The following is a 24,786-nucleotide window of genomic DNA, read 5'->3' as shown; positions in this document are numbered from 1 at the left end:
TGCAGGAGTCAAGTTTGACCGAATTAAAGGTGACTAAAATTAGTAAAGAAAATAACCTCGGCACTTTCTGGGGCGTTGGTGTCGGGCCGGGACCATCAGGATATCTGCCATTGGCAGCGCTGGAAGTTCTACAAAAAGCGGATTTGATTTACGCGCCACGTGCACGAAGTGCGGATACTTCGGTGGCGTTGCAATGTCTGGCTGGGATCGAACTAGGGCTTGAACCTGGATCGCCGCGTTTGCGCGAGATTGAATTTAATATGGACCCGGATCGTAATGTGCTGAGCGAGCATTATGCGCAACTGGCAGACGCTATTGCCATGGAGCTTCGGGCCGGTCGCAATGTGGCGTATTTGACCATTGGCGACACCATGACTTATTCGACTTATGGTTATGTATTGGCTGCATTGCTGACACGATTGCCGCATTTGCCGCATCGCACCTTTCCGGGGATTACCAGTTATGCCGCTGCCGCTGCCGCACTGGGCTGGCCGCTTGGAGAAGGTAAGGAGCGCACGTTGATCTTGCCATGCCCGGAAGATGCCGCGGCTTTGCGTCAGGAGATCGACACGCATGATGTCGTGGTGTTGATGAAAGTCGGCGCACGTCTACCGTGGGTGTTGGCCTTATTGCGTGACATGGGTATCGCTGAACATTGCGCCTTTGCGCGGCGGATTGGCCTTTCGGGCGAATTGATCGCAGCAGACGTGACCACGCTATCGGCGACCGAAGCGATGGGATATCTGGCGACGCTGCTGATTCGCAAAACACCGAGAGAAACTAGATAGTATGGAGAAGAGATAGTATGAAAGTTTACTTCATTGGTGCTGGTCCGGGCGCACCTGATTTGATTACCTTACGCGGTGCCAATTTGTTGGGTAAAGTTGGCATGGTGATGTACGCGGGATCGCTGGTTCCGACCGCGATGTTGCAGCATTGTCGCGCCGATGCGGAACTGTTAGACACGGCGACGCTTGATTTGGAACAGCAGCAAGCCTGTTATCAGCGTGCGCTTGAAAACAATTGCGACGTTGCGCGATTACATTCCGGTGATCCAGCGATTTATGGTGCCACTGCGGAACAGATGCGGCGGCTGGAGGCATTAGGAATCGATTACGAGATCGTGCCCGGTGTGTCCTCGTTCACTGCTGCGGCGGCGATGGTGCAATCAGAGCTCACCAAACCGGAAGTGTCGCAAACAGTGATTTTGACGCGGGTATCGGGACGTGCCTCGGCGGTGCCGGAGGCCGAAGCTATTGCCAAGCTGGCAGAGCATCGCGCCACTATGTGTATTTTCTTGTCGGGTCCGCATCTGAAGAAAATTGTGACCGATTTGCGTTTGCACTATCCCGCTGATACGCCAGTGAAACTGGTCTATCGGGCGACCTGGCCGGAACAGAAAATTTACGAAGGAACGCTCGCGACCGTGCTGGCAGAAACCAAACGCGGCAGCTGGAACCTGACCACGATGATGTTGGTGGGCGCAGCGTTGGGTCACGGCGAGCAGGTTGAATCAAGCTTGTATTCGAAGGAGTTTACGCATCTGTTCCGCGTGGTAAAGAAGGGAAAAAAGAAAGCCAACAAGAAAGTAGATCAGCAAGTGGACGAGGACGTCGGACAGCAGGTGTCCGTTGAGTAAATCTGCCGACAGTTCTCTGGGCATCTGGTTAGTTCGTGCAGAGGCGGAACCGTTGGCTGCGGTGTTGCAATCGCATTTGGGTGGTGTGTGCTATCGACCTTGGCTGACATCCGTGGATACACTCGCCGAAATACCTGCCACCACTCAAAATAGTAATCAGAAGAAACTATTTGAGACGCACTATCGTCAACATTATCAATGGATTTTCATGGGCGCAACGGGTATCGCCGTGCGTTTTTTAGACGGATTGCCACAAGATAAACTGAGTGATCCAGCAATGGTGGTTGTGGATGAGGCCGGCCGATTTGCGATATCGCTGTTGGCTGGGCATGAAGGCGGTGCCAATCAACTTGCCTATCGCGTCGCTGCGGCGATTGGCGCGACGCCTGTGATCACCACCGCGACCGAGGCGATCAAGCCGCTCGTTGTTGGCGTTGGTTGTCGCAAAGATGTCTCGGCTGAGCAGATAGCCGCGGCTGTGTTGCTGGCATTGGGTCCGCGCAGTTTGGCGGAAGTAAGAGAAATTGCGACGGTTGATCTGAAAGCGAACGAACCTGGTTTGCTCGCATTTTGTCATCAGCATGCTTTGCCATTACGCATTTTTTCGCATGCAACGGTGGCGTCCCGCGCATGGGTTTCTCAAACATCGGCATGGGTACAACAGAATGTTGGGTTAGATGGCGTGTGCGAACCATGTGCCTTGATTGCTGCGCCGCGTGGTGCATTGATCGTACCGAAGACGGCACTCAATGGCGTGGCGGTAGCGGTAGTGGAAGATCAGTTAATAAAAACCTACACATCGTAATGTAGCAAAGATGCAATAAAAAGAAGTTGAATCCGAAGGAGTAAAGAGAAATGACGGGTGTCTTGAATTTGGTATCGGTTGGACCTGGCTTTGCCGATCTGATCATTCCGCGTGCCGAAACGGCTTTGCGTGAAAGTAGCGTGATCGTTGCCTATAAGTTGTATCTGCGCTGGATTGCGCCGTGGATTGTCGGCAAAGAAATCCATACGCCGCCGCTGACGCAGGAGCGTGAACGCGCATTGCTAGCCATCGAAAAGGCGCGTGCTGGCGCGACCGTGGCGCTGATTTCCAGCGGCGATATCGGCATTTACGCGATGGCCGCACTGGCCTATGACGAAATCCGCGAAGACGATACTTTTACCGTCAACGTGATTCCCGGCGTCACCTCAGCCAACGCGTGTGCATCGTTGTTGGGTTCTCCGCTATCGCATGATTTTGCGACGCTGAGTTTGTCGGATTTGTTATGTCCTTGGGATTGGATCGAGCAACGCGCAAGCCACATCGCGCAGGCCGATCTGGCCTGTGTATTGTATAACGTGCAGAGCGCAGGACGGCAGGAAGGCGTTTATCGGATTCTCAATTTGATGCTGGAATTCAAAGCGCCGACAACGCTATGCGGCGTGGTCAAGAATGCTTATCGGCCCGGGCAAGAAGTCGCCATTTATTCGCTGCAAGAGTTGCTGACGCTTAAGTTTGACATGCTGACCACGATTGTGATCGGCAATCGATTTACGCAGCGCAAGCGCGGACAGATTTTTACGCCGCGTGGCTACAATGACTGGCGTGCGCCGGAAACAGAAGATGCGCGCAAGAGCGATAACAATACGGGCGTGGATAGCGGCGTCACTTTCCCCAAGGAGGCGACGTGGGTGTTTTCCGGCACTAGTGACGGTAACGCGTTGGCTAGTTTGCTGGCGGCTGACGGTAAGCCGGTAGTGGTTTCTGCCGCGACGGAATATGGCGGCGAGGTAGCGTTGCAAGATTGCCCGGGACTAATCGTCTGGGCGGGACGACAAGGGGTTGAGGCGCGTCGGCAAGCGCTGGTTAACAGTCGCGCCCGGGTCTTGGTAGACGCGACGCATCCCTATGCCAATCTGATTTCCGAACAGTTGATGCGCCTGTCGCAAGAATTGGGTATTCCTTACCTGCGCTATGAACGGCCGGGCGGGTTGACGGATGCGTTAGCAACGGCTGTCGCCAGACCGGAAAAAGCCATAGTGTGCGCAACGATGGAAGAAGCTGCGGAACGTGCTATGGCAATTGGCAAGCGGATTTTTTTGGCGACCGGTTCGAAGGATTTGGGTAGTTTTTTGCAAGCGCCTGACGCACGGAACACACAATGGTTCGCTCGCGTTACGCCTGAACCTGAAAATATTCAACGCGCCATTGATCTTGGTATGCCACGCAGTCATATCTGCGCGATGCAAGGCCCATTTTCGCAAGACTTCAATCAGGCATTGTGGCGTGACTGGCGCATTGATTGTGTGGTCACCAAAGACTCGGGCGAAGCGGGTGGGTATCAAGCTAAGGTGGATGCCGCCGCCGCGCTGGGGATTCCGTTGCTGGTAGTTCAGCGGCCAATTATGTCTTATCCTTTTACGGCGACAACTTTTGATGCAGTGCAAGTGCAGCTTCAGCAGTGGGATGCGGTATTTTCAACGCCATGATGAATGCAGATAACCATAGTCATTGCATGAGGACGCCATAATGCAGCCACAGATTCCTGTCACCATCGTTACGGGCTTTCTCGGCTCGGGAAAAACCACGTTGTTGAGTGGACTGGTGAAGCGACGTAATCGACGCCGCTTGGCGTTGCTGATCAATGAATTCGGTGAGATGGCGGTAGACGGTGTCTTGATGCGCGAAGTTGTTGATGGTAGCGATGGCGGTGATGATCACATCCGTATCCATGACTTTGCGCATGGTCTGATCGCGTATGGCAATGATGCGCAATTTATCCCTGCCATGCTGCAGATTGCCGAGCGCCGTGCCAACGTCGATCATGTGCTGATTGAGACGTCGGGTCTGGCATTGCCGACGGCTGTGATGGAATTGTTGCAAGGGCCGGAACTGGTCGCGACCTTTGTGCTGGATGCGACATTAGCGGTCGTCGACACCCCGTTATTATTGGACGATGCGTTTGAGTATGGCGCGGATGAGGCGGCAACGAGATTAAAAAGCGCATCAGCCAATGACTCGATTGCGACGCTCTTTGACCAGCAACTGGCCTATGCCGATGTGGTGGTGTTGAACAAAATAGATGGACTCGATGAGGGCGCTTTGCTGCTTGCAGAAAGCCGTGTGCGTGCACGTGCACCGAATGTACGTTTTCTGGAGTTAGCTTTTAACGCGCAACTCGATATTCGCCTTGCGTTAGGGTTGCGTTTGCATCAGGCCAAAGAACTGGCGCACAGCCATACTTATTCCCCGATCAGTCGCATGCCGGAGTCGGATGCGACGGTGTTGCCACACCAAAATCGGCTGAACGGCCATGTGCATTCTGGCATGGCGGCACACAGCCACGGTCTTGCCACGCATAAACATTTTCATGAGCAGGACCCGGGCTGGATGTCTTTCACCCTTCGCAGCACGGGCGAGCAATCGGCCGATCAGCTAAAAACGGCTGTAATCGCGGTATCACGCGCAACGCCCATCCTGCGAAGTAAGGGCTTTATTCGTAACAAGAGTTCTACGTCTACCTTGCTATTGCAGGGTGTGCGTACACGCGTCACCGTGACTGAAATGGCGCGTGCTGAAATAAATACAGCATCGACTCAGCAGTCTGAGCTGGTCTTTATTGGTTATCACTTGCGTCGCGCGCAGGTGGCGGCGTTATTGTCCGACTTGACCGGTACTGTCTGGAAATAATGGCGTTAGCAGACGCAAAATAGAAGTTACAGAATACGGAGAAAATACAATGAAAACCGACGAAGCATCCCATAAGCGTATGACCCAGCGGCATAAGGAAGGCTTTGAAAAAAAGAAGGCCGCCGCACAAAAAGAAAAAGGCCTGTTGATCGTCAACACTGGCACGGGCAAGGGAAAGTCCACTGCTGCTTTTGGCATGGGGATGCGTATCCTCGGTCATGGCATGAAGTTGGGCGTGGTGCAGTTTATTAAAGGCGCGCTGGAAAGTGCCGAGCGCACTATTCTGGGCGGACACGAAAATTGTGATTTCCATGTCGTCGGCCATGGCTACACGTGGGATACGCAAGATCGTGACGCCGACATGAAAACCGCAGCGGTTGGCTGGGCCGAAGCGGTGCGGATGATACAAGATCCATCGTACGATATGGTGATTCTGGATGAGCTGAATATTGTGTTGCGATATCAGTATCTGGAATTAACCGAAGTACTCGCCGTATTCGCCGCCCGACGCGAGATGTTACATATCGTCGTCACCGGTCGGCATGCCTCGGATGCGCTGATTGAGGCCGCCGATCTGGTGACGGAATTCCGTCCGGTAAAGCATCCCTATCAAACGCAGGGAATCAAGGCGCAAAAAGGCGTTGAGTTTTAACTATGTCTGATTCTGTGATTCGCTTCCCCGATGCGCCGCAACATCAAGTGCCGCACCATCGGGTGCCGGCCCTCTTTATCAGCGCGCCCGCTTCGCATCACGGCAAAACAACCGTGACCGCTGCGTTGGCGAGGTATCACACATTGCGTGGATTGCGGGTACGTGTGTTTAAGACTGGTCCGGATTTTCTCGATCCCATGTTGCTGGCGCTGGCGGCTGGCGGTGGTCATCCGGCGTATCAGCTTGATCTGTGGATGGCTGGGGAAGAAACTTGCAGAAAGATGGTCTGGGATGCAGCGCAGGATGCTGACCTGATCTTGATTGAGGGTGTGATGGGGCTGTTCGATGGTCAGCCTAGTAGCGCAGATTTAGCCGTTCTGCTGGGCGTTCCCATATTGGCGGTGATTGATGCTACCGGCATGGCGCAGACCTTTGGTGCGGTGGCGTATGGTTTGGCACATTTTCGCAAGGATGTGCCGTTTGCTGGCGTGCTGGCTAATGCTGTTGCCAGTGCGCGGCACGCAGAGATGTTGCAAGAAGGGTTGCGTCCGGATTTGAACATCCCGTATTTTGGCGCTTTGTTACGCGGAAAAGATTTCGCGTTGCCAGAGCGCCATCTGGGCTTGGTGCAAGCGGCAGAAGTGGTTGATCTGTATGCGCGGCTTGATCGGGCGGCGGAGGGGATCGGCAATACCAAATTGGCAGACTTGCCGCCGGCAGTCACATTTGAGCGATCCCAGGTCGATGATCTTTTACCGGCTTTGACCACACCATTGTGTGGCGTACGAATAGGTATCGCGCAGGATGCTGCATTTTCTTTTCTCTATCCTGCCAATCTGGATTGCTTGCGCGAGATGGGCGCAACGTTACATTTTTTCTCACCACTATCCGATCACAGTCTGCCCGATGTTGATAGTCTGTATTTCCCCGGTGGTTACCCAGAGCTTCATCTGCAATCGCTGCAAGACAACCAATCCATGAAGGCGGCCTTGAGAGAGCATCACGCCAACGACAAACCGATTTTCGCCGAATGCGGTGGCATGTTATATCTTCTCGAATCGTTGACCGATAAAGCAGGTAAGCGGGCCAACATGGTCGGTTTGCTGCGCGGTCACGCTATTATGCAAGGGCGCTTGCAAGGGCTTGGTTATCAGTCTGCGGCAATGCCGGGCGGTGTTTTGCGTGCACACACTTTTCATCATTCGGTGATCGAGACGGAGATGATCCCGATTGCGCGTGGTGAACGACTGCATAATACCTCTGCGGGAGAAAAGATATTTCAGCAAGGTCATCTCGTTGCCAGTTATTTACATTGTTATTTTCCGTCCAACCCTGTTGCGGCCGCGCAGCTATTTTTGCCATAAACAACGATGAACCGATTTGATGATGCCGAGATAGCGGCGGTCTACAAGGCAATTGCAGAGCGCCGCGATATGCGCCACTTTCTGCCCGATCCGATTGATGCGGCCTTATTGGTGCGTGTGTTACAGGCTGCGCATATGGCGCCCAGTGTCGGTTTTATGCAACCGTGGCGCTTTATCCGCATCACTGACGCGGCTTTGCGGCTAAAGATGCATGCCTTGGTGGATCAGGAACGCATCCATACCGCTCACGCTTTGGGTGAACGGGAAGATGCTTTTATGCGCCTCAAAGTTGAGGGAATACGCGACTGCGGCGAATTGCTGGTGGTGGCGTTAATGGATCGTCGGGACGCGCATATCTTTGGCCGCCGCACATTGCCTGAAATGGATCTGTGTTCGGTCTCGTGTGCGATCCAAAATATGTGGCTGGCGGCAAGGGCGGAAGGAATTGGGATGGGTTGGGTATCGTTATTTGATCCTGAGGCATTGCGCCAACTATTGCATATTCCTGCTGACGCCAAACCGCTGGCGATATTGTGTCTTGGTCATGTCGAGGCTTTTTATCCACGTCCGATGCTTGAACTGGAAGGTTGGGCCAAGCGCCAGCGGCTAAATGACCTAGTGTCGGAAAATGCGTGGGTTGAGGCGCATCCCGTGGTGACAGATCAACCATTGGAGGGAAAACACGATGCATGACAAATCGGGCCGTTCCAAGGTCGTCCGAACGTTGGTGTTAGGTGGTGCACGCTCCGGCAAAAGTGCCTACGCCGAGCGGCTGGCCCAAGCAACGCAGTGTGAGGTGATTTATATTGCGACCGCTGCTGTCGAGGATAGTCATACCGATAGTGAAATGCAGGCGCGGATCGCACTGCATAAAGCCCAGCGTCCGGCGCAGTGGCACACGGTGGAACAGCCGCTGATGCTAGGCGCGGCGATTACCGAATGGAGTACGCCCGAGCGCGTTGTATTAATCGATTGTCTGACAGTGTGGTGTGCCAATTTATTGTTTTCCGAGGAAAAAAACTATCCTGATATTGGCAAAATCATTCCACCCGAATTGTTCCATCAAGAGCGCGCCGCATTTTTACAGGCACTTGCCGATGCTAAAGGTGACGTGATTTTGGTTTCTAACGAAGTCGGAATGGGCATCGTGCCGCAGGGTGCGATATCACGCTGGTTTGTCGACGAGGCCGGTCGCCTCAATCAAGCCGTTGCTGCTGGTTGTGAACGGGCGGTATTCATCGCCGCCGGTTTGCCGCTCATGTTAAAAGACACGGCATGTTGAGCGGTCTATCATTGACTACGCTGGCAGTGTTGGCGATCGCTGGCGTTGCGCTGGACATGTTATTGGGCGAGACGCGGCGCTGGCATCCGCTGGTCGGCTTTGGACGGATTGCCACGCTGTTGGAACGCAAGCTGAATGCTTGTTCGCCTCACCATCCAGGTCAACATCCCACCGCTGTCTGGTGTATTTTGCGTGGTGTGTTCGGCTGGACATTGGCGGTGTTGCCAATCATTCTGCTAACGATATGGGCATTGTCTATCCTGCCCGCTATGGTAGCGCTCATCGTTCACGCTGTCCTTCTTTATCTCTGTATTGGCTTGCGCAGTCTCCGGGATCATACGGTGCCGATTGCGCAAGCACTGAGCGCCGATGATCTGGTAACTGCGCGTCATCTGACGTCGCGGATTGTCAGTCGCGATACCGGTCAGGCGCAGCCTGTCGATCTATCCAAAGCGGCGGTAGAGTCGTTGCTGGAGAACGGTAATGATGCGGTTTTTGGTACGCTTTTCTGGTTTGTGGTTGCTGGCGGCCCCGGTGCCGTGTTGTTCCGGTTGGTGAACACGCTGGATGCCATGTGGGGCTATCGCAACGCGCGATATAACTGGTTCGGCCGCTTTGCCGCACGGGTTGATGATCTCTTTAACTGGGTCCCGGCCAGACTTACCGCTTTGTCGTATGCGGCGGTGGGACAAACGCGGCTGGCATTCACATGCTGGCGTACGCAAGCGCCCGACTGGCCGAGTCCTAACGCTGGCCCTGTCATGTCGGCTGGTGCGGGTGCGCTGGGTCTGGCGCTTGGCGGCGCTGCGTCTTACGATGGGGTGATGGAAAGCCGACCGCCACTGGGCGCTGGGGTGGAACCCTGCGCGGAAGATATTCGCAGAGCATGGAAATTAGTATTGCGAACGACGATTTTGTGGCTGGTTCTGCTATCCATTGTGGCTGTTATTTTAATGTTGAGAACTGATCATGCGGTGTAAATATGCTTGAGCACGGGGGAGATATTCACGCGGCGATTGCCCACTTCGGACGCCCTCGGAGTGAGTGGCTGGACCTTTCCACAGGTATCAATCCGCATCCCTATCCTGTACCGATGTTGGCATTGGATGCCTGGCATCGCTTGCCTGAAGCGGATTCCGGTCTGGCAATGGCGGCGGCGCACTATTATGGCGCCCCGGCGATGCTGCCGGTAGCCGGTACGCAAGCGGCGATCCAGGCGTTGCCATGTTTGCGCTCAACATCGCGGGTGGTGGTCGCAGCGCCGGCTTATGCGGAACACGCCCATTGCTGGGCGCGGGCAGGCCATACAGTGCGCGAGGTTGTTTACGCAGAACTGGAAACGGTGGTCGCCGATTGCGATGTCATGGTCGTGTGTAATCCAAATAATCCGACTGGCGCAACGGTTGCCCCGCAGATATTACTGGAGTGGGCCGCGCAGCTTGCGGCACGCGGTGGCTGGCTGATCGTGGATGAGGCGTTTGCTGATACGACGCCAGCACTCAGCGTGGCGGCATGGTCTGATCAACCGGGGTTGATCGTACTGCGTTCAGTGGGGAAATTTTTTGGGCTGGCCGGATTGCGATTAGGTTTTGTAGCGGCAGAAAAAACGCTGCTGTCGACTTTGGCGGATCAGTTGGGACCGTGGTCAGTTAGTGGGCCAGCGCAGACGATTGGTGTTGCAGCGCTGTCCGACGCGCAATGGCAGCAGCACACGCGAGATCAATTGCGCAGTTATGGGCAACGTCTGCATGTGTTATTGGCGGCAAATAACATCGAAAGCAGCGGCAGCGCTTTGTATCAATGGTGGCCCGAACCGGCGGCACAAGCTTTCCATCAACATATGGCGATGCGGGGAATATGGGTGCGGCTATTTACGCGTGGCGCTGGTGGAATCCGGCTTGGTTTGCCATCGGATGAAGCTGGATGGGAACGTTTGCAACAGGCATTGGTAGAGTGGAAAACCGACGAGAAGTCGCATCAAGTATGAATATAAAATGTGATAATAAAATGATCTTTCCCTATAAAACGCTGATGATTCAGGGAACAACCTCGGACGCTGGCAAGACCACTTTAGTAGCGGCTTTGTGCCGCTTACTGGCGCGTCGCGGGATAAAGGTAGTGCCTTTTAAACCGCAAAATATGGCGCTCAATAGCGCAGTCACCGTGGATGGTGGAGAAATCGGACGCGGTCAGGCCTTGCAGGCGTTGGCGGCGGGACTGCCACCGCATACCGACATGAATCCGATTCTGTTAAAGCCATCCAGTGACATCGGCGCGCAGGTGATTGTGCATGGGCATGTGCGGGCCGACATGAACGCACGCGACTACCATCAATACAAAACCACGGCGATGACAGCGGTGCTGGAGTCGTATCACCGTCTGGCAGCGCAATATGAGGCGATCATCGTGGAAGGCGCAGGAAGTCCCGCTGAGATCAATTTGCGGGCGCGGGATATCGCCAATATGGGCTTTGCCGAGGCGGTCGATTGTCCGGTCGTGTTGATTGGGGATATTGATCGTGGCGGCGTTTTTGCCCATATTGTAGGGACGCTGGATTGTCTGTCCGATAGCGAGCGTGCGCGTGTGGTGGGCTTTGTGATTAATCGTTTTCGGGGTGATATAAGTCTGCTGCAAGGCGGTTTGGATTGGCTTGAGGCGCGCACAGGAAAGCCAGTGCTGGCGGTGTTGCCGTATCTGCATGGCCTGACCCTGGACGCCGAAGATGCGATCCAATCGGAACAAAACGGGAAAGGCGCATTTCGCGTGATTGTGCCATTGTTGCCACGGATCAGTAATCACACTGACTTTGACGCGCTACGTGCGCATCCGCAAGTCGATTTGCGTTTTATTGCAGCGGATCAGCCGCTTCCTCCCGCTGATCTGATTATCTTGCCGGGCAGCAAAAATACACGCGGTGATCTGGCGTGGCTGAAGAAAAATGGATGGCCGGAGGCATTGCAGCGACATTTGCGCTACGGTGGCAAAGTGATCGGTATTTGCGGCGGCTTTCAAATGCTGGGCAAGAGTGTGATGGATACGTATGGCGTGGAAGGTATGGCTGGCGTGTCAGAAGGCCTTGGATTACTGGAGATGGAGACCGAAATGACGCTCGATAAGCAACTGACTCAGGTCGCGGGCCGCTGTGCGTTTGCAGATGCCAAGGTAAGTGGATATGAAATACACATGGGTATTTCACATGGCGCAGCACTTTCCAGGCCTGCGTTTTTTATTGATGATTCAAATGAAGTCTCTGGACGGAGTGCGGCAGAAGGCGCTCGATCAGCCGATGACCAGATTCTTGGTACTTATTTACATGGGGTTTTCGACACGCCCGAGGCTTTGCGCGCTGTATTGGCTTGGGCTGGTTTGGGGGACGCAGTGCCGCTCGACCTAATGGCGCTGCGAGAGGCAAGTATCGATCGTATCGCTGACGCAACACTCCCACTATTAAGGGCTTTGGAAAAATTGCGTTGATCTCCGCCAACTTGGGTTATCGTGCCGGTTCTATAGTGCAAATCCAGTTGTAGCGCGCATGTACCAGCTCTTTTGCTAAGAAAATTAAGCCACACCATCCACTATCAAACAAAGTAACTATGTTCACGATTTTCAAAACGGTACTCAGCAAGGTTGACCGACGCCTCCGCATAAAACTTTTTGGTATCTATGGATTCTTGCTGGTCTTCAATATTGTGGCATGGGGTTGGGCAATCATTGCCTTCCAGGTTCGCCCGGTTTTGCTTGGCAGCGCATTTCTTGCTTACAGTTTTGGCTTGCGTCACGCAGTCGATGCCGACCATATCGCTGCTATCGATAACGTCACACGAAAATTAATGCAGGAAGGGAAGCGTCCTGTTGCAGTTGGATTCTTTTTTTCATTGGGACACTCGACAGTCGTGTTGCTGGCGTCGATAGCCATCGCAGCGACGGCGTCGGCGCTCACAGGAGAAATGGAAGAATTCAAAGTAATCGGTAGCATCATCGGTAAGTTGATATCGGCTTTTTTTCTGATCATTATCGGTATCATCAATCTGATGGTATTTCGGTCAATTTATAAAGTGTTTAAGCATCTCCGTAACGGTGGCGAATATGTTGAAGAAGACATTAACCATCTACTTAATAACAGGGGTTTTCTGGCCAAAATTTTTCGGCCGATGTTTGCCATGATATCGCGTAGCTGGCATATGTATCCGCTCGGTTTTTTGTTTGGGTTGGGATTTGATACGGCGACAGAAATAGGTTTGTTGGGAATCGCAGCGACTCAGGCTTCGAACGGTATCCCAATCTGGTCGATTTTGATTTTCCCGCTATTATTTGCCGCCGGAATGTCGTTGGTCGACACACTCGACAGCACGCTAATGCTAGGGATTTATGGCTGGGCTTTTGTAAAACCGATTCGAAAACTGTACTACAACATGACAATTACGTTGGTGTCGGTATTTGTTGCGCTGGCAATCGGTGGTATCGAAGTGCTGGGATTGATCAGCGAAAAATTAGTTTTGGAGGGAAAATTCTGGAACTTCATTAATACCTTGACCGGAAATTTTGGCAGTCTGGGATACGCTATTATTGCCTTCTTCATATTTAGCTGGATGGCATCAATCGCCTTCTATCGGTGGCGTGGTTACGATAACCTTGCCCCGGAACAATCTTCACAATAAACCTCATCCGTATCAGGGCGATGCATCAGAACGCCATATAGAATAGCCGGCGATGACGATGATTCTTTGATCGTAATATCGTCGATCTCAGTCATTGACCGGTTTAGTACGACCGTTATTGCTGTAGTTGATTTTTATTGAATGTTGTTGCCGAGGCTTTTTACTTGATTTTATTACTTGATTTTATTGTTGAATTTTATGGCTGAATTGAACCGGCATAAAAATACCATTCCTGCGATGTAGTTACCAGGAAGTGCTTAGCGCAATCCATCTCCTCATTTTGGCTTATATCTTTAGTTTAGTCGGCATATTTAGCTAAGGATTGAAAGTCTGCGCATCCGCGGATATTTCCTTATCCGCATCAGCATCACTATCACTATCATCCGGCTTAATTTTCTTGTTTATGAAATATAAATGACCGGAGAAATGTCTTTCGATTTTCCACTTCTCCTCTATCTACTTAGCCGCCGCACAACAGACGATTAACTAAAAAATCTGGCCCTTTTGGTGCAATGGTACCTGCACGTGCCTCAAGCGATACATCAACGGAATACGTAAAAATAGTTCAACAATTTATGTCTTAGCGTAAGCGTGGGTGGCAATGCGCTTACTAAGAAAATTCTAAGTATTACAAGAATAATCTACATCAAGAATTAGGAATGTCTTAGTGAGAAAGAGAGTTCTCTTGTAGGTATACGAACTTTTTTTCTGGAAAATAGACTTCTTTAAAAGGAAGCAAGCAATGACAACTACCAAGACAGGCTTACGCGTCGCGGTCCTGCCTCTGTGGCTGGCCATTTTGATGACCACGGCACATGCGCAACAGGCAGTGCCGGCGGCTCCCATCGCTCCAATGCCGACCGCTGCCACGGAAAAATCTCTCGTGCATGCGGTACTAAGTGCGCATAAAGTGCAGACCAAGGACGGTAAAGAAATATTTTCCGACGATGCTCTTCATGCCCGTCCGGGTGACGTAATCGAATACCGCGTTTTATACCGTAATGCAGGCGTGCAGGCGGTCGGCGATGTGCAGGCAACGTTGCCACTTCCAGAAGGCGCTACATATCAGTCTGAAAGTGCGCGGCCGATCAGTTTCATGGCGCGTATTGAAGGTGTGCCGGAGTTTTCTGATGCGCCGATTAAACGCAATATTGTGGAAGCGGGTCGGACAAAAGAAATCATTGTTCCAACCTCTGAATACCGTGAACTGCGCTGGAATCTTGGCGAATTAGCGGCAGGCCAAAGTAAAACAGTCAGTGCACGTATTGTTGTTCCCGGCGGCGCTATGTATGGCGTAAATAAGGTATCAACTCAGTAGCGATAAGTCTGGTGATAGCGGACTGAATCGATGTTTAAGTAAAAAAAATCATATGTTTTTCTGTCGTTTTCTTTCTTATTATTAGATCAGTTCAAAAATAACGCACTCAATACCTAATTTTCACGTTAAGAAATATTTCAATCAAGACGTAAAAAAATAGCAAGTGAAGAGTTTTTTCTACGTATTTTGAAATAAATCTGTCGAGAACATGCGCTACATCACTGAGAGTCTTAACGCTACGATTCGCTGAAAATTGCTGCGATATTAGCTGCGCATTATTCGATGTCAAAGCAACTCCTGGAAATAACGGCTTTCACTGCAGCGCGAAAGTTGCGGTTCGCTGTTGGATATGGTTGGCGGGCACAAACGCTCATTCTGACGCTCAATTCTGACATCGTACGTCAGACCCTCAGAAGCGGGTTCAACCAACGTCAGTTAGGAATGTTGGGTAATAAAAATAGTAGAAATATCAATCGAAAAAAGTGGTACTGCCTTATCTATCGTCGATCCATAGTGTGATCTGCGCAATTTTTTATTGATAGCTCAGTCAGTATGTTTGCTTTTTAGTTATTAAATAAACGAGGATTAACCAAAATGTTTTCACCAATAAGCCCTCTTAAAGATCGGCACTCTACGCGCTGGCAATGTGCTGTTGCCTGGATGATGACGGCGGTACTTCTAAGCGGCGTCGTGTCGCCAGTACTAGCGAAATCACGGATATTAGAGGGCGGGGCGCAACTTGGTACCGCAGCGACAGCGAAATATACCTTGCCTTCAGGACTTGTACAGAGTGCGACTTCCAATGTGGTCATCACCAAAATTCAAAATGTGTTTAGTTTGGCGCTTGAAGGTGACACTACGATTAGCGGTGTAAATAAATTCCACAACCGCATCCGCAACACGGGTAACGTGGCTATTAAAGAAGTCACATTGACAGCGTCAGACTTCTTGAACGTTTCTCAATATACCGTCTGGAGCGAGGGTAAAGAGACCATTCTGACCGCTGCATCTCCATCGTTTGCTTTAGCGTTATCTGATACTGGTCTGGAGCCTGAAGAGTTGTTTTCATTTGAGGCGACGATACTTCAGGTGGCAAGCGATAAAGCTGCGCACGTGTCACTCACTGTGAGCGGTCCTGAGAATGCATCAGCCAAACTAATACAAGAATATGATCCGGCTATAGGCACCTTTGCAATCCGTCCAATTGAAAAGAAGATTGATATCGCACGTGGCGGGTTAGATACAAAAGATTTTGTTTACCTTTTTGATATTGATACCAAAGACGCCAGTACAACATATATGGGAATGACCGTTGACCTTTCCGGCGAAGCATTGAAAGGGCTGTCCTTTGATAAAAAGAACGGTTATCAAGTCTCAATACATAATGGCGATAATGTATGGGAAGCATTGGAACCAGGTACAGTGAGGCCGTGGGGGGAAGGTTATAAAGCCAAATTGACACAGGTTGATGACCAAAAATTCTTTCTCGCTCTAGAATTCCCTGCAAACGCCAAAACGGATAAAGCACAACTTCGATTTGTGGTTTTAGCAGACGATACCGCTGCATTAGGCTCTAGAATTCTACAGGCTGAAACGGGAAAAATTGCGGACATGAGCGCTACTGGTCTTGGCGCTGATTCTGCAAAAACACCGCCAATTAATGTCAATGTGACCGGTATCCTGCGTCGTGAATTGGGGCTTAGCTTGCCAGTCGGTGAGAGTGGAGACCACGCTGCTGTACCGGGACAAATTGTTAGTCTTAAGGCATTGATCGAAAACACTGGCGAAAGTGAAGATACTTTTGTGTTGTCGAGTGAAAGCGCAGATCTGCCAAAAGAGACGAAACTGGTATGGATTACCGGGACGCCGAATGACGATAAAGATGCGCCTGCAATAACGCTTGCTGCTGGAAAAAAACAAGTGATCGAACTTCAGGTTCAACTAGCGCCCTCCAATACGGAGGATGCCGTATCAGTCATGGCTGCAATTGCACATAAGATCACCATCAAAGCAACGCCAGAAAATAATAAGGATGAGGCGCTTACCAAGAAAGTCTCGTATACATTGGCGCTTGGCGATCGCACAGTAAGTCTGGTCGGTATTGCTGGAACTAATGAAGAAAGAATCGTTAATCATGTCGTTGTAGCCAATGATTCAAGCACAACTTTCAAGATACGCGTTAAAAACACGACTGAAGTCGCCTCACATGAAGCCTATATTGTCGGCGTAAAAGAGTCAGCCGGATTAGGTGTTCGCCTTTATCCAGCCGATGCCGGTGGCATATGTGGACCGGATGCTGGCAGTTTATCGTCATTCGATACCGGATTGATCTCAGGTGGGACGGATAAAGACCTTTGCGCGCAAGTGAGCGGATCAGCCACTAACGGTGGTCTTGGTAACCGCACTAAAGCAGGCATAGTGCTTGAAGTAGTGTCCAAGATTGAACACAACGGAAAAACCAAAGCTGAACTGCCGCTGAATTTATACGTGGCACAAAGTGAGACGATCCAGGACCAAACGCCGACTAAAGTGATTGAACCAAATGGGGTTGTCAGCTTTTATCACGAAATTCTCAATACCAGCGATATCAAACTTACCATCACTAAAAGTGATCTCGTCACCAAGATGGAAAGCGGCTGGACAGTTACGGCTACCTTGGTAGATGTCGATGGAGAGCCATTGCCAGCTCAATCTATCGAACTGGAAAGTAAAGAAAAAGTGCGTATCCAACTGACGATCACTGCGCCAGCAAACGTGCCGACGACCGAAACAGCCAGTATTCTGACCGTCAATGGTCAATTCCAATACACCGCAGTAACGCGTTTGCTCGGTGAAAATACCTATAAATTAATCGGCATATTTGACGGAAAACTAGTCAAGGAACAAGCGCTGGATGCTTCTTGTGACAGTTTGCCGGATGGCAAACTGTTTGGACAAAGCGAGATCATCGCCAAGCCAGCTGCATGTATTTGGTATCGCCTGACATTAGAAAATACAAGCGGAGTGGATTATGCGGATCTAGCAATTACAGATACGGCGCCAATGCATTCTGTGGTTTCTACGGACGCACCAAATCAACCTACATTGACGCTTATTGCTAAAGATGGAGCGGAGACGCCAGCGACCGCGCCAGCAGTCGCTAACGGACGAGTGGACGGACACCTTGATGCACTCGAAAATCAACAAAAAGCAGTACTCAAGTACCGCGTAAAAATAGATGGCCTACTTTAATTCGTAAGTCATTAGCTACTCGCACCGGTGTTATATCGGTACGAGTAGCTATTGCCATGTCGTCATGTTGATAAAGCCCTACTGTTGGTTGTCAAGATATTTCTCATTCGCTAGGTTCATTTAGCGGGCGGTATGTATTTCGCTCGTGGAAGGTACCGCTATTTTTTGTCTCGCTATTTTTTAATTCATTTTCTGTTTAACGCGCCGCGTCGTGTTCTAGCGGATCGGCCGGATGTATCAACATGCATATTCGTTTTTTTCAATTCTATAGTTTGCTTCTGTTAGGAAGCCTTTTTCTATTGCTTTTTATGGCGAGCGGCGCGTCCTATGGTCGTGCTCCTGCCGCGGATGCCGTCCTCAGTGTTCAGGCCCATGCCAGCTATAAAGAGGGGATCACTGGTTTAGCGCGTAGCGTTGTATCCAATCTGATACGCGTTAAGATCGCACCCGTAGAATATGTCACTTTTTCTGGGAATGGCGCTGTGCTCGCGCAGGCAGGGATTCGGTTAGTCGTTCCGCTGCGCTTGCATAATGCAGGGAATGTTACTTCTCAGTTGTCATTTTCCGCGGTATCCGTTAACGATGCAGCACCTGCGTTTTCGCTGAGTGCGCCAAAACTATACCGTGACGTGCGGCAGAGTGGTGAGTTTGACCCCACCGCGCCTTTGATTACTGACTTTAATCCATCCTCTCCTGCTGGAATTGGTTTGACGATGGAAGCAGACGAAACAGTCGCGTTGCTGATGGTCGCCGAAGTACCAGCCGACGCTGTGGGTAACGCTGCGCTTGAATTGATTGCAACCACTGTGCGTCAGCAAGCGCAAGCACGTATCGCTATCAAGGCCGCAATTGCCGACAGTGCATTATTGCGACTGGCGATGCAAGCTGCACCTTTATGGTACGCGGAAGACGGCGTCGTCAAAATGACGCTCAATGCGAAAAACATCGGTGCGTTTGCAGCTACCGGAGTGAGTAGTGTGAATAGCCTTCCCGTGATCATTGATGGGCAGGCACAATCCGTCGTTTTGTTGCGCCAAAACATTCCCGCGGAAGTCGCTTACGTAGCCGCTTCGCTAGTTGCGGAAAATGCGTCGATACAACGGTTGTATCGATACGATAGCGATCCGCAGTTTCAATATCGGACTATCAAGGATGGCGCAGGCGCATCTGCCATAACCAGTGCATCTGGTGAATCAACCGTCTCTGGTTCTGCAGTGTCCGGTCCGCGCGTGGCAGAGATCGCGCTGGCGATGCATGCGCTTGGCCCACATTCAGCTATGCAGGCGACGTTTACGTTGAAGGTTGGGCCGTCTGCACCGGACACGTTGACACTCCAAAGTGAAGGTTGGGCCGCTAATACCAACGCGCAAAGTAATCCGATTTTGCTGCGTCGGGCGATCACGGCAAGACCTGATATCGTGCCTTTTATACAATTTACCGATGTGGGTTTAGGTAATGGGGGTGAGTACATACTTCGCGTGAACAACATTGGTGGCGCTGTTACCGATAAACCCATGGTCTTGACCACTCATCTACCTGATGGCATTCGTGCCGCCAAAGTAGATGCAGGTAAACAATGGCAATGTGAAATCAGCAGTGTCAGTTTATTAAGTTGCACGACCTTGCAATCTTTGGCTGAAAATCAATTCAGCACCGATATTATTGTCAACGTGCTTGTTGATGAGACTGCGTTTCCTGCAGGAGAAAATTCCGTCTGGCTGCCGGGTACGGTGGCGGTCAGTGGTGGTGGCGAACCAGAAGCCAACACGACGAATAACCTTCTTCACTTTAAGAATAAAGCAACACGTGGCGCGTCCTTGGCGGGCAGTGTATGGATGGACCGAGGTCATACCGGAACCTACGATAGTGGTGATACGTTGTTAGCCGGATGGCGTGTCCAGCTTCAGACAGATCGCACCGCAGAGGTTTCTGCGAAGATTACTGAGACAGCCACCAGCCTTGCTAGTGTTGCGACTTATCGCGGCGTAGTGACTAGCGCACCTGATCCTATCGTTAAAGAGGCGGTCACCGACGCTCAGGGTCATTACAGTCTGACGGGTATCCCCGCCGGTGGTCCATATCGCTTGCGTTTTCTCGCACCAGGCGGTGCACGCGTGGGTACGCCGCAGGATGGCGTCATTGGCTCTCCACAGGCGAACGCGGAGCGCGATCAGGAAACCGGCGAGCTTGTATATGCACGTATCGAGGATAACCAGAATTTTTCGGAACAAAATCTACCAGTGTCATATAGCGGTCGTGTATTCGACGCCACGACGCGCAAACCGGTGGCGCAAGCAACCGTGCGTATTGCCATTGATGGCGGGGGCTTTGATCCTGCCAGTTATCTCGTCGGGAAGCCGGAAAAAGGCACAATAACCACTGATGCCGAAGGTTATTTTTACTACGCTTTTACTCCAAGCGCACCCGCTGGCAACTATACGTTATCGGTTGAAGCAGCTGGATATGAACCGGAATTTTCACGGGCTTTGCCACCGTTGGATACGCCGATGCATCTATCCGCCACAGGCCAAATTCCGCAGGTAATCCGTGCGGCGGAGAGCGCTGTTATTCCGGTTGCTACCGCTCCGGTCGTCTATTACAACAAAATCCAGCGGGAAGCGAATGCATCACGGCTGGTGAACAATCTATTGGCGATCGATCTGGTTGATGTTAGCGCTGGCGACGTGCTTTTCTTGCGCAAAGAGTCGGATCGCAGGGAAGTCGAATTGATCGACTTTTTAAATTACACGCTAGTCTTAAAATATAGTGGAAAAGTGGCGCGCAAAGGCTTCGATATCGCTGATCAATTGCCACAAGGATTTTCTTACGTGCCTGGTTCTGCGCGTATTAGCACCGGCGACACCGAGAACGGCGCAGGCGTTGCCCTTGAACCAGAGACGCGTGGCAATCTGTTACGCTTTGTGGCGGCCGATACCGTATTACAGAGCGACGCACCAGTGCGAATTCAGTACCGTGTCAGCGTCGGCGTGAATGCACGCGAAGGTGTGCGTGCAGAAAGTCGCGCCACCGCGCATTCGGGCAATCTGAGTTCCAATCAAGCCAGTGTTTCTGTTAATGTCATCGGTGGCGTATTTACCAGCGACGCTTACGTTCTGGGCAAGGTTACACTGATGTGTAGTGACCAGGATTATGCCGGTGGCGATGGCAGCGCTGATACTGCCAATACCATGGGCGTTCCAGGTGTACGTATTTATCTGGAAGATGGTACCTTCGCAGAGACCGATCAGGATGGAAAATACAGCATCTATGGCGTCAAACCGCTCACGCATGTGCTGAAGCTGGATAACACGACATTACCTGTTTCAGCCATTCCGCTGGCGACAACCAATCGTCATGCTGGGCGTGGTGAAAATCAGTTTATTGACTTGCGAAATGGGGAACTCGGTCGTGGTGACTTTACACTCGGTTGCGGCGCAGGAACTCTGGCGGATGTGCAGGTTCGGCGTGAAAAAGCGGCGGGTAATATCTCAGAAATCGAAACCGTCATAAAGCGGCGTTTTGATGTCGACCCATCCACACTAGACGGCAACAATACGGGCGGTAATCTTAAATCACTTCCGGCTACCGGACGAATCGGTGGCGGCGCGGCCAAGACGACGTTATCGACGTTGGCGACGTTAGATAAGTCGGCGCACAACATGACCGAAGGCGTATCAGCATCAAGCTCGGCATTAGCAACAGCTCCAGCATCACCGTCCGCACCAATATCTCGAGATTCCAGCCATTCGGTGACCACGACCTTATCCGATAATGTTGTCCGTTCTTTACCAGAACAGCAAGAGCGACCATTACAGAAAATAGAATCTGGCGATGTCCCTGTGTCGATTGAGGCAGAGCTACGGAATATGGATGCAGCGCTCGACTTTGTAGAGCTGAAGGATGCGCAGATTACGCCAACACGACAGATGCGTGTTCGTGTCAAAGGGAGTGTGACCGTCGGCGGGGCAGCAGCAAAAGCCATAAGGTTACAAGTGAATGGTGAATTTATTGGACTTGATCGTGTCGGCTCACGCAGTGAACTTGCATCGCGCAACATTGCTGTATGGGAATATATCGGCGTGTCGTTAAAAGCCGGTAAAAATGATCTGACGATAAGCCAAGGAGAGCAGCAGAAAAGCATCACCATCACGGCACCGGGCGACTTTCAAAATCTCATGATCGAAGTTGAGGGCCATGCCGAAGCTGGCAGCAAAAAACCACTGCGCGTGCGCGTGCACGTCACCGACGCTAATGATATCCCTGTAACAGCGCCCACTCGGATCACGCTGAGTGCTAGTGCAGGGCAGTGGCTGGATGCCGCTGGTTTAGCTGGCGATAGTGTCTATAAAGGAATCATTAATGATGGTGTCGCCGCGTTTGATCTCATTCCGCCAGAGCAACCTGGCACACTCGTATTGCGGGCGATCAGTGGCCCGATTCAGGCCTCACGAGAAATTCAACTGGCTGCATCACTGCGGCCGATGTTAGCGACCGGTATCGTTGAGGGCGTAGTGAGCCTTCGCAACGGTTTGATCCGTCCTGTAGGAGAGCGTGATAGTTTCGAAAACGAACTGAGTCGCCTCAGCAGCACATGGGATAACGGCAAAATCACCGCCGGCGGTCGCGCAGCCTTCTTCCTTAAAGGCAAGGTAAAAGGCGAGTATCTCCTGACCGCCGCGTATGACAGTGAGAAGGACGTTAAGCAGCGCTTATTCCGCGATATTCAGCCCGAGCGCTACTATCCCGTTTATGGTGATTCCTCGGTGCGTGGCTTTGATGCCCAATCTACCAGCCGCCTTTATTTGCGGATTGACAAAGGTCACAGCTATTTGTTGTACGGCGATTTCTCTACCCAAGACGCAACTGGCGTGCGTCAACTGACGCAATACAACCGTGGTGTCACCGGTATCAAACAGCATTTTCAAACTGATGGTGGGCGCGTCAGTGGCACATTCTTTGCCAGCCGCGATAGCCTAACTCAGCGTGTTGTTGAAATTAGTCCAAATGGCACGTCCGGTCCATTTTCGGTGTTCGGTGCTGACTATCTCGAAAATAGTGAACGCATTGAGATCATCACGCGAGACCGTAATATGCCGACACGTATCCTTGCTACGCGGGTGTTGTCACGGTTTGCCGATTATGAAATTGAAACCATGAGCGGGACGCTATTGTTTAAAAGTCCAGAACCCTCGACCGATGCGAACTTCAATCCCAATACTATCCGCGTGACCTACGAATCAGACGGCAATGGTGCCAAATTCTGGCTATACGGCGGCGACATGCAAGTGCGCGTCACGGATGCTATAAAACTTGGTGCTGTCGCGATAGAAGACCGCAATCCAGTCGACCCACGTGCACTGCGCGGACTGACGTTAGAGGCCGATCTTGGGCGCGGAACATCGCTGGTCGGCGAGCTGGCGCAAACCGATACTGCCAAAGGTCTTGGGCGCGGTAGTCGGGTAGAGCTTAAGCATCAAAGCGCGGCACTAAAAGCAGGCATAACAGCGGTGCAGGTTGATGGAGATTTCGATAACCTGAATTCGCCCACTTCGGGCGGACAGATCGAAGCGCGCGCGGGTGCTGAATATAAGCTGGACGAACGTAATACGCTAAAGGCTGAACTGGTGCATGCCAGAACGTTAGCAAAAACCGGCAACGCTTCGGGTAGCGGATCTACCAACGTTTCTCCCGACACCAAACTGGAGGGAGCGCTGATCGGAATCGAACACGCATTCGATAGCGGAATACGGGCAGAAATTGGGACCAGGATGGTGCGTGGCACGGCGCAAGGCGTCAACGCAGATGGCGACATGGACACTGATGATTTGAACCTGAATACATTACGCATGCGATTGGGAACGCGTGTTCCCGGTGTGCCGAATGCCAGTGTTTATACTGAGTATGAGCGCGATATGCGTGATGCCGATAAACGCCTTCTGGCTTTCGGTGGAGAGTATCAGATAAAGCCCGGCACCAAGGTTTACGGACGGCACGAAGCACTATCGAGTTTGGGTAATATCTATGAACTTGGCGATAACCAAAAGACCAGTAATTACCGCACGGTGATCGGGGTAGAAACCGAATACATGCCGCAAGCCAGTTTGTTTAATGAATATCGTCTGGGCAGTGCCATTGATGGGCGCGATGCGCAGAACGCATTCGGTCTGCGCAATGGCTGGAATGTCGCACCCGGCTTGCGCCTCAACACTACCTTCGAACGTACCAAAGCGCTTAGCGGCAGCAACACGGATGAAGCCACCGCAGTGACCGGACAGGTCGAATATCTTGCTAACACGCGTTGGAAGGGCGGCGCAGGCTTGGAGTTGCGTCGCAGCGCGCTGGAAGATGCGATGTTGAATACGCTTGGTCTCGCGTTCAAGCTTGATCATGACTGGACTTTTTTGGGGAAGAGTGCCGTCTACATGGTCACCGGCCGTAACGGCAATAGTACTAACGGCGTGCGCGCGCGACAACGTCTGGGTATGGCGTATCGCCAGACCAAGCGCAATAAGCTTAATGCGTTGGCTTATTACGAACATCGTGTAGAAAATGGTCGTCTGGCTGCTATACAAGCAACCACTCGGCATGTGCATCTGATTTCTTCTCACGCCAGCTATCGCCCGTACGACGCATTGACGGTCTCCGCTCGGTACGCGTTCAAGCACGTCACTGAAACCGGTCACGGACAGCGCAGCGCTATGCATGGGCATTTGCTATCCGGTCGGCTTGCACGCGATATCACTGCCAAATGGGACGCCGGAATCGCCGGATCATTTTTTACCAGCAGCCTTGGTGAACGACTGCACGCGATCGGTGTAGAAGCTGGTTATCAGGCCAGCCAGGACCTTTGGGTTTCGGTGGGCTATAACGTATTCGGTTTTGAAGACAGGGAGTTCAGCCAGTTAGCTAATACCTCGCGTGGGATGTATTTCCGACTGCGCTACAAGTTTGATGAAAGCAGTTTGTAAT

The 24,786-nt window shown here is 51.7% G+C and carries 16 protein-coding genes; all 16 read left to right on the top strand.

Features of this window, described 5'->3' with window-relative positions; genetic code table 11:
- The first annotated feature begins 14 nt into the window (after positions 1–14).
- The 16 genes from cobI to QN379_RS06370 all read left to right on the top strand — a co-directional run bounded on the left by cobI (position 15) and on the right by QN379_RS06370 (position 24,785).
- The gene (gene cobI / locus QN379_RS06445) at positions 15–788 is read left to right on the top strand and encodes a precorrin-2 C(20)-methyltransferase (protein ID WP_322234709.1); all 774 of its coding nucleotides are present in this window, start codon (positions 15–17) and stop codon (positions 786–788) included.
- A 17-nt stretch (positions 789–805) separates the two neighbouring features.
- Complete coding sequence (gene cobM, locus QN379_RS06440; protein ID WP_323506279.1) at positions 806–1,639, top strand: precorrin-4 C(11)-methyltransferase; 834 nt, start codon at positions 806–808, stop codon at positions 1,637–1,639.
- On the top strand, positions 1,632–2,444 hold the full coding sequence (locus QN379_RS06435; RefSeq protein WP_322234713.1) for a cobalamin biosynthesis protein: 813 nt from the start codon (positions 1,632–1,634) through the stop codon (positions 2,442–2,444). The genes cobM and QN379_RS06435 overlap by 8 nt, the downstream gene beginning before the upstream one ends.
- 50 nt (positions 2,445–2,494) lie before the next feature.
- Positions 2,495–4,111 carry a precorrin-3B C(17)-methyltransferase gene (gene cobJ / locus QN379_RS06430; RefSeq protein ID WP_323506278.1) on the top strand — a complete coding sequence of 539 codons (1,617 nt, stop codon included), beginning with the start codon at positions 2,495–2,497 and terminating at the stop codon, positions 4,109–4,111.
- Positions 4,112–4,151: 40 nt separating this feature from the next.
- A complete protein-coding gene (locus tag QN379_RS06425) occupies positions 4,152–5,312 on the top strand; it encodes a GTP-binding protein (RefSeq protein ID WP_323506277.1) in 1,161 nt (386 codons plus the stop codon).
- Positions 5,313–5,361: 49 nt separating this feature from the next.
- Complete coding sequence (gene cobO / locus QN379_RS06420; protein ID WP_322234719.1) at positions 5,362–5,964, top strand: cob(I)yrinic acid a,c-diamide adenosyltransferase; 603 nt, start codon at positions 5,362–5,364, stop codon at positions 5,962–5,964.
- Positions 5,965–5,966: 2 nt separating this feature from the next.
- Positions 5,967–7,328, top strand: a complete 1,362-nt coding sequence (locus QN379_RS06415; protein ID WP_323506276.1) for a cobyrinate a,c-diamide synthase — start codon at positions 5,967–5,969, stop codon at positions 7,326–7,328.
- A gap of 6 nt (positions 7,329–7,334) precedes the next feature.
- Complete coding sequence (bluB, locus tag QN379_RS06410; protein ID WP_323506275.1) at positions 7,335–8,021, top strand: 5,6-dimethylbenzimidazole synthase; 687 nt, start codon at positions 7,335–7,337, stop codon at positions 8,019–8,021.
- Complete coding sequence (gene cobU / locus QN379_RS06405; RefSeq protein ID WP_323506274.1) at positions 8,014–8,610, top strand: bifunctional adenosylcobinamide kinase/adenosylcobinamide-phosphate guanylyltransferase; 597 nt, start codon at positions 8,014–8,016, stop codon at positions 8,608–8,610. The genes bluB and cobU overlap by 8 nt, the downstream gene beginning before the upstream one ends.
- Entirely contained in the window at positions 8,604–9,590 is a 987-nt protein-coding gene (gene cbiB, locus QN379_RS06400) for an adenosylcobinamide-phosphate synthase CbiB (RefSeq protein WP_323506273.1), read from the top strand. Before cobU ends, cbiB begins: the two co-directional genes overlap by 7 nt.
- 2 nt (positions 9,591–9,592) lie before the next feature.
- The gene (cobD, locus tag QN379_RS06395; protein WP_323506272.1) at positions 9,593–10,597 is read left to right on the top strand and encodes a threonine-phosphate decarboxylase CobD; all 1,005 of its coding nucleotides are present in this window, start codon (positions 9,593–9,595) and stop codon (positions 10,595–10,597) included.
- A 20-nt stretch (positions 10,598–10,617) separates the two neighbouring features.
- Positions 10,618–12,084, top strand: coding sequence for a cobyric acid synthase (locus QN379_RS06390; RefSeq protein ID WP_323506271.1), 1,467 nt, complete (start codon positions 10,618–10,620; stop codon positions 12,082–12,084).
- A 119-nt stretch (positions 12,085–12,203) separates the two neighbouring features.
- A complete protein-coding gene (locus QN379_RS06385) occupies positions 12,204–13,268 on the top strand; it encodes a HoxN/HupN/NixA family nickel/cobalt transporter (RefSeq protein ID WP_323506270.1) in 1,065 nt (354 codons plus the stop codon).
- 742 nt (positions 13,269–14,010) lie between these two features.
- Positions 14,011–14,586, top strand: coding sequence for a hypothetical protein (locus QN379_RS06380; protein ID WP_322234735.1), 576 nt, complete (start codon positions 14,011–14,013; stop codon positions 14,584–14,586).
- Between the two features lie 594 nt (positions 14,587–15,180).
- Positions 15,181–17,817: a hypothetical protein gene (locus QN379_RS06375; protein WP_323506269.1), complete on the top strand. Its 2,637-nt coding sequence runs from the start codon at positions 15,181–15,183 to the stop codon at positions 17,815–17,817.
- Positions 17,818–18,059: 242 nt separating this feature from the next.
- The gene (locus tag QN379_RS06370; protein ID WP_323506268.1) at positions 18,060–24,785 is read left to right on the top strand and encodes a carboxypeptidase regulatory-like domain-containing protein; all 6,726 of its coding nucleotides are present in this window, start codon (positions 18,060–18,062) and stop codon (positions 24,783–24,785) included.
- The last annotated feature ends 1 nt before the right edge of the window (position 24,786 follow it).

Origin of the sequence: Glaciimonas sp. Gout2, assembly GCF_035018905.1 — a bacterium.
GTDB lineage: Bacteria > Pseudomonadota > Gammaproteobacteria > Burkholderiales > Burkholderiaceae_D > Glaciimonas.
This window is presented reverse-complemented; position numbering and strand designations above follow the sequence as displayed.